General features: G+C 60.7%; 10 protein-coding genes and 2 pseudogenes. 5 read left to right on the forward strand and 7 right to left on the reverse strand.

All coding sequences use genetic code 11. From position 1 onward, the window contains the following. Positions 1-76: 76 nt before the first annotated feature. The gene (locus RHE_RS15305; protein ID WP_011426234.1) at positions 77-364 is read right to left on the reverse strand and encodes a DUF2188 domain-containing protein; all 288 of its coding nucleotides are present in this window, start codon (positions 362-364) and stop codon (positions 77-79) included. Between the two features lie 230 nt (positions 365-594). Here RHE_RS15305 and RHE_RS15310 point away from each other — a divergent pair, with 230 nt between their 5' ends. Beyond that, positions 595-1,692, forward strand: coding sequence for a calcium:proton antiporter (locus RHE_RS15310; RefSeq protein ID WP_042118812.1), 1,098 nt, complete (start codon positions 595-597; stop codon positions 1,690-1,692). 39 nt (positions 1,693-1,731) lie between these two features. Here the strand turns inward: RHE_RS15310 and RHE_RS15315 are convergent, their stop codons facing one another. The 6 genes and pseudogenes from RHE_RS15315 to RHE_RS15340 all read right to left on the reverse strand — a co-directional run bounded on the left by RHE_RS15315 (position 1,732) and on the right by RHE_RS15340 (position 6,281). Then, positions 1,732-2,421: a glycosyltransferase family protein gene (locus RHE_RS15315; RefSeq protein WP_011426236.1), complete on the reverse strand. Its 690-nt coding sequence runs from the start codon at positions 2,419-2,421 to the stop codon at positions 1,732-1,734. Between the two features lie 95 nt (positions 2,422-2,516). Continuing rightward, complete coding sequence (locus RHE_RS15320; protein ID WP_011426237.1) at positions 2,517-3,386, reverse strand: hypothetical protein; 870 nt, start codon at positions 3,384-3,386, stop codon at positions 2,517-2,519. A gap of 47 nt (positions 3,387-3,433) precedes the next feature. Beyond that, complete coding sequence (locus RHE_RS15325) at positions 3,434-4,339, reverse strand: glycosyltransferase family 8 protein (RefSeq protein WP_073990387.1); 906 nt, start codon at positions 4,337-4,339, stop codon at positions 3,434-3,436. A gap of 180 nt (positions 4,340-4,519) precedes the next feature. Beyond that, a pseudogene (locus RHE_RS15330) lies at positions 4,520-4,851 on the reverse strand (type II toxin-antitoxin system VapC family toxin). Continuing rightward, positions 4,851-4,979 (reverse strand): annotated as a pseudogene (locus RHE_RS15335) (type II toxin-antitoxin system Phd/YefM family antitoxin); the annotation flags it as partial. The pseudogenes RHE_RS15330 and RHE_RS15335, both read right to left, overlap by 1 nt. 99 nt (positions 4,980-5,078) lie before the next feature. Then, positions 5,079-6,281: a pyridoxal phosphate-dependent aminotransferase gene (locus RHE_RS15340; RefSeq protein ID WP_011426240.1), complete on the reverse strand. Its 1,203-nt coding sequence runs from the start codon at positions 6,279-6,281 to the stop codon at positions 5,079-5,081. A gap of 336 nt (positions 6,282-6,617) precedes the next feature. Between RHE_RS15340 and RHE_RS33645 the strand changes: the two genes are divergently transcribed. From RHE_RS33645 to RHE_RS15355, 4 genes are all read left to right on the forward strand, one after another. Then, positions 6,618-6,791, forward strand: a complete 174-nt coding sequence (locus RHE_RS33645) for a hypothetical protein (protein ID WP_244425744.1) — start codon at positions 6,618-6,620, stop codon at positions 6,789-6,791. Further along, the gene (locus tag RHE_RS15345; RefSeq protein WP_011426241.1) at positions 6,788-8,419 is read left to right on the forward strand and encodes an ArnT family glycosyltransferase; all 1,632 of its coding nucleotides are present in this window, start codon (positions 6,788-6,790) and stop codon (positions 8,417-8,419) included. Before RHE_RS33645 ends, RHE_RS15345 begins: the two co-directional genes overlap by 4 nt. Before the next feature lie 235 nt (positions 8,420-8,654). Next, the gene (locus RHE_RS15350) at positions 8,655-11,036 is read left to right on the forward strand and encodes a marine proteobacterial sortase target protein (RefSeq protein WP_042118819.1); all 2,382 of its coding nucleotides are present in this window, start codon (positions 8,655-8,657) and stop codon (positions 11,034-11,036) included. After that, on the forward strand, positions 11,026-11,787 hold the full coding sequence (locus RHE_RS15355) for a class GN sortase (protein WP_011426243.1): 762 nt from the start codon (positions 11,026-11,028) through the stop codon (positions 11,785-11,787). The genes RHE_RS15350 and RHE_RS15355 overlap by 11 nt, the downstream gene beginning before the upstream one ends. Positions 11,788-11,826: the final 39 nt, after the last annotated feature.

The raw sequence follows: 11,826 nt of genomic DNA on the forward strand, positions 1-11,826 counted from the left end.
TGCGATAACGGCATGCACAAAAACAAGGACCTAAATCGCAGCGAGCGAATCTGAAAGATCGCGACGCGCATTAGGGTTAATGTCCAGCACTCGGCGAGGCTCCAGCCGATCGCTCCTGCCACAAGCCATCGACCACCTCGGTTTCCGGCCGGTCACCGCCTTCGGCATATTCCTCATGCCATTTGCCGTTTTCGTCCTGCCAGCTGATCTCGGCGGAATCGCCCCCGACCTGCTGTTCGGCCGCGACGATGCGCGCAGCTTCGAGCGCCTCGGCATGGGTCGGGAATGCCTCGGAATAGACGCCTCCCAGCCTGTAGGCCCAACCGCCGTCATGCGGCACGACTTCATAGACCACCTTGATCATGCATCCGTCTCCTCATCATCTTGTTGCGCATTCGCATGCTTCCGGACAGGGTCCGGATCATCGCGGCCGCGTGACGAGAATTCGAGGACGCCGCGATCTGCTTTCCGGCCCCGATGGCGTTAGTATTCCATTAAACGCCGAAGACTGCAAATAGCAGAGTGCCGCCGCGTGCTTCCCATCCGAAATCAGTGACTTAGTTAAAAGGCGTGAATCGCAACGGGAGCTGAGATTTGGGCATCGCATCACGCCTTAAAGAGGAGAAGTTTCTGATCACTGCACTCGTCGTCGTCGTGACCGCTTATCTTCTGGAGCATACGGTCATGGAGATGGGGCGCGGTCTGGCGCTCATCGCCGCCGCAGGACTCGTCGCCACCATCGTACTCGCTTCGATCCGCGTCGCCCATCATGCCGAACTGCTCGCAGTCAAGGTCGGCGATCCCTACGGCACGATGATCCTGACACTTTCGGCTCTCACCGTCGAAGTCATCATTCTCGCCATCATGATGAGCGGCGAGAGCTCTTCGACGCTGGTGCGCGACACGATCTATTCGGCCCTGATGTTCGATATCAACGGCATTCTCGGCCTCGCTGCCCTTTTGGGGGGCCTGAAGCACGGGGAGCAGCCCTACAACGACAATTCGGGCAAGACCTATGGCGTGATGATCCTCACCGCCATGGGCATTTCGATGATCGTGCCGGAATTCGTGCCGCGAGATAAATGGCATTATTATTCCGCCTTCACCATCGTCGCGATGATTGCGCTTTACGGCCTCTTCCTGCGCATGCAGGTCGGCCAGCACAGCTATTTTTTCAGCTATAGCTATCCGCGCTCCGAGCGAAAGAAGGAAAGTCACGACGGACACGACGCTGACGGACCGGCCGCCGTCTCGATTGCCACCATTCTCGTCGGCGTCGTTATCATCGGCCTGCTGGCGGAATTCATGTCGGCCTTCATGACCGAAGGCTTGCGCGACAGCGGCGCGCCAATCGCGGTGACCGCTGTCGTCGTCGCGGCTATTTCCGCCGCTCCCGAAATCCTGACCGCCTTGCGGGCGGCGCTCAAGAACCGAATGCAGGCGGCCGTCAACATCGCCATGGGCGCCTCGCTATCGACGGTGATCCTGACTGTGCCCGTGATGGAGGCGATCGCACTGTATACCGGCCAGCCCTTCATCATGGCGATGACGCCGGTGCAGACGGTGATGGTGACGATCACCTTGATTGCCGCCGCGATCAACCTCAACGACGGCGAGACAAACGCCATTGAGGGTATGACGCATTTCATCCTCTTCGCCACCTTCGTCATGCTGACGGCGCTGGGGCTCTGAGGCCCCCCTTCCCGCGGAGGAAGGGAAAGAACAGGCTGCTTAGGCGGGCTGTTGGGCGAAGAGCAGGCGTTCGCGGGCTGCGAACCATTCCTCGGCGTAATCGTCGTTCTTATATTCCTCGAAATACGGCCCGCCATCGGTGAAGTGGACGTTCTTGGCGTCTTCGCGGTAGTCGTATTCATTGACGAGGTAATTCCACGTCACCGGCAATTCGCCGATGAGGTCTTCATTTTCCAGCCATTTGAACTGATGGAGTTGCAGCCCGGCGGCGGTATTGACGTAATCAGGCGTCAGCGCGCGGCATTCGTCATTGTTGAAGAGGATGAAGCTCGACCAATTCTTCTTTTCGTATTTGGTCTGTACCTGGCCGAGGAACTTGGTGTCGATCTTCGGCTGGTAATCGTGTTTGACGCACATGACGGCGTAACGCTCGTCGCGCAATGCCCAAAGCTCGGCGATATCCGCACGCATCAGCATGTCGCAATCCATGAAGATGCTCCAGCCCTCGTAACCGCTGAGATAGGGCGTCAGGAAACGCGAGAAGGAAAACTCCGTTGATTGCAGCGCGTTGCGCTCGCGGGTGAAAATCCCGCCAAGATTGGAGAGCGCAATGAGCGAGAACTCGACCGGGATCGACGACTTCTCGATGATGCTCTGCACGAGAACGTGGTAGGCGACCACTTCCTTGGGATCGAATCCCACGAAAATTCGGACGGTCTTTTGTTCCATTGTCCACCTCGATCGTCAGTATAGAGAGATGAATTGATTGGTATCGGAAACAGCTTTCTTGGCCACCTACGCCTAATAGCAGAGGCCTGCGACAGTCATCCCCTGGACTTTTCGAGAAAGCGCTGCTTGCGGGTTTTCGGTTTGAACCGCCGAAAGAAATTGTCGACGGCGCGGATGAATTTGGTGACGGACATCAGCCTGTCGATCTGGCTGTTCGTATTGTCGAGCCGCTCGGACAAGACCTCAGCCGCGGTCATCGCGATCTCGATCGGCGGCACCTCAGGAAACCGTTTGGCGAGCGCCGAATAGGGGCTGACATCGACGCCGCCCATCATCGAGATCGAGCCCATGCGCGCGAAGAGACGCAGGAAGATCTGCTCGAACGTCCAATCATGCACGTCGAACACCTTCCACTTCTCGCTCCGCTTCGCCGAAAAGCCGGCAAGCAGGATCTTGCCTGGCAACTGCAAATCGGCGAGCCACAACGCTACAGCAAAGCCGCTCGTCGCGATCTTGCCGACCGGATAGAGATCGGCGAGCATTTGCGTCAGATCAAGGTGACGGGCCTTAGCGCCTTCGAAGCAGCTCTTTTCGCTGAAATTTTCCTCGACGGAAACTCGGATGTTGACGATGCCGAGGAAATCGTCGCCGCCAAAGAAGCGCAAGACATCGGCCGCCTCGCGCCGGTGGACGATATGGGCGCCCATCACGTCGCTGCGGGCAACCAGCATGGAATGGCCGACGAAGGGTTCGTCGAGCACCTTGTAGACCTTGTTGAAGAAGACGTAGAGCGCCGTCTCCGGCAATTCGCTCCGCAGCCGTTCGATATCGACCGCCTCGCTGTTTGCCACCAGCACGATGTGGGAATAGCCCGACAACAGCGCCTTCCACGCTTCCGGCGTCAGGAAATTGAAGCCGCCATCCGGAGCGGTCGTAGCCTTGTTATCGCTGGGGATTGCTTCCATATCACCTCACATGCACATTCCAAGGACGACGCGCGCCGCCCGCCCGACTAGCTGTTGCTGAAATAGGCGCGCATCCGGGCAAGCCGCGTCAGGCCGCCGATCTGCTTTCCCACATGCGAGAGGAAGCCCGCCACTCGGTCCGTTCTCGAGGGTTGCCTGCAGAAAGACGCCCAGGGTGTGTTGCGAAGATCATCGGCATAACGATTGGCCATCCGCCGGTGCACCCAGGGAACGTTCGCCTGCCACGGCTTCTTGCGGCCGGTAAAATGAAAGATGGCCGGCCGATCGACGAAAGGCAACAGGCCCGTCTGCGTATTCCAGCGCGGATCGAGCACCAGCCAGTCACCGTCGAAAGTGACGTTCAGCGCATCCTGGTCGTTGTTCTCGAACAGGTGCGATCGCTCCTTGAAGATTTCCCGGGTTCTGGGGAAGAGCCCCCTCGCTCGGCAAGCCGACCAGTCAAACAGCAATACGCCGGCATTGAAGTAGCGGCCGCCCTCGCCCATGCCGATCTTGCGCTGGCGCGCGCCTGATTTCTCGGGAAAGGCCATGACATAGTCGTCGACGGCGGCAAGCGCCTTGCCTTGAAAATCAAGAGTGAAGAGTTCATCGACGGGCGCAACCGCCAGCACGTCGGCATCGAGGTAAAGCAGGCGCTCGATATGGTCTGGTATATCCCGATCCATATAGAGCCGCGCCAGCGTGGCGGCGGACCAGCGGCCCCGCGCCTGGAGGCCGGTATCTGGCGTCTCATAGGGCAATACCCTGATCGCCATACCATGAAGCCGCCCAAAATTTTCGACCTCGGCGACCTCGTGCGGCTTGAGGTCGATGCCGAGAAGCAGGAACTCTACATCAGCATTCGTAAGATTGCGCTTGACGGAAAGCAGAGTGCAGCAGGCGGCCGGCAGCATGTTAACGTCAGAACATACAATGACGGCACTCTGCTGCAAAATCCGGCCCCCCGAAGCGGCAATTTGAACTTGGTGCCGGATATCTAGTTGGTTTGGCGTCCGCCCGCAACCGCAGATCACCCGCCCCACCGGCACCCCCCGTCACGTTTTGAATCGGAATTCAACGACTTGCGAGGCGAAGCGGATTCAATGCGGCAACGCCTTGACTCGGGATGTGAGCTATAGTCGCAATGCCAGAGGATGACCGACGAGCAGCCGGTCGACGGTGGCGAGTTGCAAGCCTTCGACCTTGCACTGCGCCAGCAGCAGCCGATCAAAGGGATAGCGCGCCTCCGGCTCGGGGTTGGCGGCGGTGATGACGTGTGGGACATCGACAGGCAGGATGGTCAACCCGGTCTCAAGCGGCAATCCCGGCTGCAATTTGCCAAGTCTTGTCTTGATGGCAATTTCCCAGAGGCTGGCGACACTGACGAAGCGCTGGCGACACCGTCTGAAAGCAACTGCTCGACACGTGGAAAGCGTTCGGTCAGCTTTTTCTGCGCGATAGCGATTTCTGATGCGGCACAAGGTCGAACACCGGCCGCCCGTTGCGCGTGACGACAACGGTTTCGCCTGCCTCGACCTCGCGGGCAAGCTCGGTCAGGCGGTTCTTCGCGCCGCGGATTGAAACGGTCTTCACGCTGCGAATGTAGCCACATGCAGCCACATCGTCCACGCCAGATAAATAAAAGGCCCGCCGTCACCGGCAGGCCTTCGATCGATATTATCGCGGTTCGCTTTACTTGCAGGCGCCGCAGAAGCGCTGGATGCGGCGGCAGGCTTCCTCGAGCAGATCTTCCGACGTCGCATAGGAGATGCGGAAATTCGGGCCGAGGCCGAAGGCGGAGCCGTGAACGACGGCGACACCTTCCGACTCCAGAAGCTCGGAAACGAAATCTTCGTCCGTCTCGATGACCCTGCCCGACGGTGCCGTCTTGCCGATCAGGCCGGCGCAGGACGGATAGACGTAGAAGGCGCCTTCCGGCACCGGGCAGACGATGCCCTTGGCCTGGTTCAGCATGGAGACGACGAGGTCGCGGCGACCTTCGAAGATCTTCTTGTTCGCTGGGATGAAGTCCTGCGTGCCGTTCAGCGCTTCGACAGCCGCCCACTGGGCGATCGACGTCGCACCCGAGGTCTGCTGACCCTGAATCATGTCCATTGCCTTTATGAGCTGGAGCGGGCCGGCCGCATAACCGATACGCCAGCCGGTCATCGCATAGGCCTTGGAGACGCCGTTCATCGTCAGCGTTCGGTCATAAAGGCTGGGCTCGACCTCCACGGGCGTGACGAACTTGAAGTCGCCATAGGTCAGGTGCTCGTACATGTCGTCCGTCAGCACCCAGACATGCGGATGCTTCATCAGCACGTCGGTCAGCGCCTTCAGTTCGGCATGCGTATACGCCGCGCCCGTCGGGTTGGACGGCGAGTTGAAGATGAACCACTTGGTCTTCGGCGTGATCGCCTTTTCGAGATCGGCGGGCTGGAGCTTGAAGTTATGCTCCTGGGTTGCCGAAACGAAAACCGGCGTGCCGCCGCAGAGCGCCACCATCTCGGGATAGGACACCCAGTAAGGCGCCGGGATGACGACTTCGTCGCCGGGGTTCAGCGTCGCCATGAATGCGTTGAACAGGATCTGCTTGCCGCCGGTGCCGACGATCGTCTGTTCCCAGGAATATTCCAGCCCGTTCTCGCGCTTGAACTTGGCAGCGATCGCCTTGCGCAGCTCGGGGATGCCGGAAACCGGCGTGTACTTCGTCTCGCCGCGGTTGATCGCGTCGATGGCGGCCTTCTTGATATTGTCGGGCGTATCGAAATCCGGCTCGCCCGCGCCGAGGCCAATGACGTCGCGTCCTTTCGCTTTCAGCTCACGCGCTTTCTGGGAAACGGCGATGGTGGCTGAAGGCTTCACACGAGAAAGAGCATCGGCAAGGAAGGCCATGATATCGGTCCTATTGGTTGAAACGAGCAGAAAGCCGGGACCGGAGTTCTGCGGTTAGCTCTATGTCCAATGTATGGCGGCATTTCAAGGGCAAAGGCGTGATGGGCGCAATGATTCTTATTGATCGTTTTATCTCACCTGCGGACTGGAGTTCTTTTCCGCAGGGCTTGCGGCGCGGTTGAAACGCTCCGCTCAATCTTTGGATCAATCTCCACAGCACGGGTTTCGAATTGACAGCCGCCCTCGCCGATGTTCTTATGATGTTCGCATCACGGATGAGGTTACTAATCAATCTGGGCTAATTGCTTTTCGAGGCAGTGTTGATGAACTTCCGTCATGACAAAGCCGCTTCGCAAGTCTTCCAAGCCGCTGCTCAGTGATACCGACGCGCCGCTCCCCGCAGCCGGCCGCGCCGGCGGCGAGATCCTGCTCAGCCTGATCTTCCTTTCGATCCGATGCCGCCGCCTCTCGCGCTGCGTCGGGCATCAGGCGGGACACGGTTTCAGATGACGGACATCCGGGAATTGACCCAGGCCGAAGGTCGGCAATATCAGCAGCAGACGACCGGCCGGGACATGGCTCGCCGCAACTACCTGAACCTGGACACGGGGATCCTGCTGGCGATCCTGTTCATTGCGGTCGTCTTTAGGTTCCACAAAATCACCTTGCCGCTGGTCGACGGCTTCAGTTGGCGCGAGATAAGCACCGCGATGATGGCCGATAATTTCCAGCAGCGCAGCTGGAACATCTTCTTTCCAGAGGTCAGCTGGACCGGTCCCGGACCAAGCTATCAGGGCCGCGAATTCCAGATCGTCAGCTATATCACCGCCCTTCTCTATCAGCTCTTCGGCTGGCATGACTGGTACGGCCGTGTGGTTGCGGCTGTCTTCGGTATGGTGACGGTATTTTCTCTGCACAGGCTGACGGCGCTGTGCTGGGGCAAGATGCACGCCCATGCGGCGGCGCTTGCCTATGCGCTGATGCCGGCGACGATCATGATCGACAGCTCGTTTCTTCCAGATCCCGTGATGCTGGCGCTCGCGACCCTCGGCGTCTGGCTGTTCGTCAAATACTGGGCCGGCGGCAACGGCTGGCTCTTGCCCCTCGCCACGGCGAGCATCTCGCTCGGCGCACTGTCAAAGCCGCCAGGCCTCGTCGCCGGCGCCGTCATCTTCTATTTGATGGTTTGCTGGATTCAGGAGAAGAAGCAGAAGCAGGCAACCCGGGTCTTCCTATGGGGGCTTGTGAGCCTGGCTATCGTCGCCGCTTATTACAGCTGGGCCATTTATCTCGGCCGTAATTATCCGCCGTTTCATATCGCCGGCAGCGGCGGCTATATTTGGGATGACGGCTTCTGGGCATACGTCAAGAACAGGTTCTACGTCAAATCGGCGTGGAACACGTGGGTCTGGTGGTTCTACGGCTCTCCATTCTTGATGCTGCTGGCGGTCGGCTTATGGATACCGCCCAGACCCGCTGAAGACCCGGAGCAACGCAGACTTTCGGCCATTCCCTATGTCTGGCTGGCAGCGGCCACGATCCTCTATCTGGCGGCGGCGGGCGAGATCACCGCCAATGTGTGGAACTTCCACATCTTTCATGTGCCGGTCGCGATGTTCTCAGGCCACGGCGCGCTTCTCCTGGCAACGCTGTCACCGAGGGCCGTTCTTAAGCCGGCTGTGGCGCTTCGCGCGATCTGCATCGTCGCCGTGGCGCTTGCCGGGTCGACCCTTCCCCTCGTCAGGACGATGAAGAAGCCAGTCGCCATGAAGGGCAAACTGCTTGGCGAGGAACTGGCGCGGTTGGCGAAACCGGGCGATCTCGTCGTCGCCACCGCGCCAGACGTCGGCGACCCCATCGCAGTCTATTACAGCAGGGCGCGCGGCTGGGTGTTCCCGCCTGGAGGAGGCGATGCGGACTGGTCGAAATTCGTCGCGGATGACGCCACTGCGATCGCGCAGCTCGAGGAACTGCGCGCGCAAGGCGCGGATCTGTTCGGCGTGACTAAGAACGCCACCGACCACGCGGACTTGCGATTCTTCGAGCATCATGTTGGCGTCATCGATTATCTGGACAAGACCGCAACCAAGCTTGTGGATTCGGACGATTTGCTGGTCTACAGAATCACCCGTCCATGACATCGCGACAGTCTGAGGCCATGGGCTTTGGACAGGACAGGGCCTCGACCGCGGCACTTTCGCGGTCACGACGATCATGTTTTTCGCCTTTTAAAATCAGAGAGATCGCCGGATTTCATCGCCGCCACGAATAAGCCGCAACAAATGCCGCCCGCCGCCGCAATTCGGTCGCGAGCCCGCCGAGATCGAAGCTGCATCATTCCCTCATCCAAAATTGGTTATTGAGGGTAGGCCAATGTTTCTGGAAGATGAGTTCACCATCGGGCGCATGCGCATGCGCCGGATCTCCATTTCATGTCTTGTCGCCGTCACCGCCTTTGTCGCCTGCATCGCCGCGATGCTGGGGCTTGCCTCCGCCGCCCGCGCCGAGACGCGGCAGGCATCCGGTCAGCTCGCGGCCCTTGTGCGGCCGAACGACGTCAATAGCGGCTCGCTGCTCTTCCCGTCGAAGGAACCGGGTTTTTATGTCGAAGCGCCGCGGCTGAAGACCGATGTCGCAATCGATGTCTCCGGTCCGATCGCCAGGGTGAAGGTCACCCAGCGTTTCCAGAACCCGAGCCAGGGCTGGATCGAGGGCACCTACGTCTTCCCGCTGCCCGACAATTCGGCCGTTGACGCGCTGAAGATGCAGATCGGCGATCGCTTCATCGAAGGCCAGATCAAGCCGCGCCAGGAAGCCCGCGAGATCTATGAGCAGGCGAAGGCCGAGGGCAAGAAGACGGCGCTGCTCGAACAGCAGCGACCCAACATCTTCACCAACCAGGTCGCCAATATCGGTCCCGGCGAAGAGATCGTCGTGCAGATCGAATATCAGCAGACGGTCCATCAGTCCGGCGGTGAATTCTCGCTGCGCTTCCCGATGGTCGTTGCGCCGCGCTATAATCCGGCGCCGATCGTCCAGACCGTGGACTTCAACAACGGTGCCGGTTTCGCAATACCACGAGACCCGGTGCAAAATCGGGAGAAGATCGAAGCCCCGGTGCTCGATCCGCGCGAGAACGCCAGGATCAACCCCGTCTCGCTGACCGTCAACCTCAAGGCCGGCTTCCCGCTCGGTGAGGTCAAATCCTCATTCCACGACGTCGATATCGGACAGGACGGCGACCAGGCGAGAACGATCAGCCTGAAAGGAGACGCGGTTCCGGCCGACAAGGATTTCGAGCTCACCTGGAAAGCCGCTCCGGGGAAGACGCCGAGTGCCGGCCTCTTCCGCGAAGCGATTGATGGCAAGACCTATCTGCTTGCCTTCGTCACCCCGCCAACCGCGCCGGATGCTGCAGCGCCATCAAAACGTGAGGTGGTTTTCGTCATCGACAATTCCGGCTCCATGTCCGGCCAGTCGATCGAGCAGGCAAGGCAGAGCCTGGCGCTGGCAATCTCCAGATTGAACCCGAACGACCGCTTCAACGTCATCCGTTTCGACGACACGATGACCGATTATTTCAAGGGCCTCGTCGCCGCCACTCCTGATAATCGTGAAAAAGCCGTCGCTTACGTCCGGAGCCTGACCGCCGATGGCGGCACGGAAATGCTGCCGGCCCTTGAGGATGCGCTGCGCAACCAGGGCCCGGTCGCAAGCGGTGCGCTGCGCCAGGTCGTATTCCTGACCGATGGCGCGATCGGCAACGAACAACAGCTCTTCCAAGAAATCACCGCCAACCGTGGCGATGCCCGCGTCTTTACCGTCGGCATCGGCTCGGCGCCGAACACCTATTTCATGACCAAAGCCGCAGAGGTCGGCCGCGGCACCTTCACCCAGATCGGCTCGACCGATCAGGTGGCAAGCCGCATGAGCGAACTCTTCGCCAAGCTGCAGAACCCGACAATGACCGATATTGCCGCTAGCTTCGAAGGCATAGAGGCCGAGGATATCACGCCGAACCCGATGCCCGACCTCTATAGCGGCGAGCCCGTCGTTCTGACGGCGGAACTGCCGCAGGACAAGGCTGCCGGCAAGCTGCAGATCGTCGGCAAGACGGGCGACCAGCCCTGGCGGGTCGAGATGGACATCGCCAATGCCGCCGTCGGCAGCGGCATTTCCAAGCTCTGGGCGCGGCGCAAGATCGATGATCTCGAGGCCCGCGCCTATGAGCGCCAGGATCCCGCCGCACTCGACAAGGACATCGAGGCGGTGGCGCTTGCCCACCACCTCGTCTCGCGCGTCACCAGTTTAGTCGCCGTCGACGTCACGCCGTCGCGGCCAGCCAACGAACCGCTCGGCTCGGCGAAGCTGCCGCTCAACTTGCCGGAGGGCTGGGACTTCGGGAAGGTCTTCGGCGAAAAGGCTGTCCCGTCTGGCGGCGCCGAGCGCCACGGCGCGGCCACGCCGGCTGGAAGCGCCGAACCGCAACGGGCCGCAGCCGCAACCCAGGATCTCGCCGCATCGCCCGAGATCGCCAACTTGATGGCCGCGGCGCCGACGGCAAAAGCCGCCACGCTGATCGCGCAGAAGAGCTCGACGGTGAACCTGCCGCAGACGGCGACACGCGCCGACGAGCAGATCATGCGCGGACTCACCATGCTGCTGCTGGCGCTGGCGGCGGCGAGCGGGCTCGCCATCTGGCGCCGCCGCCTCAAGGGTCTCGCCTCGGCCGGAGCCAAGCGCGATGGTTTCTAGCAAAAATCAGGAAGCGGCCGAATTCGAGCCGCTGCCGACCTATCTGGAACTCGCCATGGCCGCCGCCACGGCACACGACGCGCCGAAGGCGCGGAGGAGAAAGGGTTTCTTCCTCTGGCGTCTTTCGCCGATCGAAAAGACGATCGCCTTCGCCATTGCCGGTCTCGCCTTCTACGGCCTGGCGCTGATCGGCGACGGATTCCTGCTGAAGGCGAAGGCGGAAATCTCGCAAGTCCTGCTGAAACGTGCTTTTGCCGCCGAACTGAGCGGCAAGGAGACGAAGCCCTGGCCCTGGGCCGATTTCACCACGGAAGCCAGGGTGCGCGCGCCGCGGCTCGGCAAGGAGGCGATCGTGCTTTCCGGCGCCTCCGGGGAGGCGCTCGCCTTCGGTCCGGCCTGGCTTGCCAATACACCGCAGCCGGGCGACGAGGGCACCTCCGTCATCGCCGCCCATCGCGACACCCATTTCCGCTGGCTGCAATATATAAGGCCGGGCGATACGATCGAAGTTACCCGCCGCGACGGCAAGCTACTGACCTTCAAGGCCGGCGAAGGCCGCATTGCCCCCTGGGACGCAAGCGGCATCGACCCCTCCTCCGATGGCCGCCGCCTCGTACTGACCACCTGCTGGCCCTTCGATGCGACCGAACGCGGGCGGCTGCGCTACATCCTCGAAGCCGAACTGGTTGATGGTAACGCGACCGGCTCCATTCAACCGGCAAACACAAAGCCGTTATTACAGACAGACTGAGGCTTGAAGCTCTGCCCTGCCCGCTCCACGTTCCGGATG

Source organism: Rhizobium etli CFN 42, assembly GCF_000092045.1.
Classification (GTDB): domain Bacteria; phylum Pseudomonadota; class Alphaproteobacteria; order Rhizobiales; family Rhizobiaceae; genus Rhizobium; species Rhizobium etli.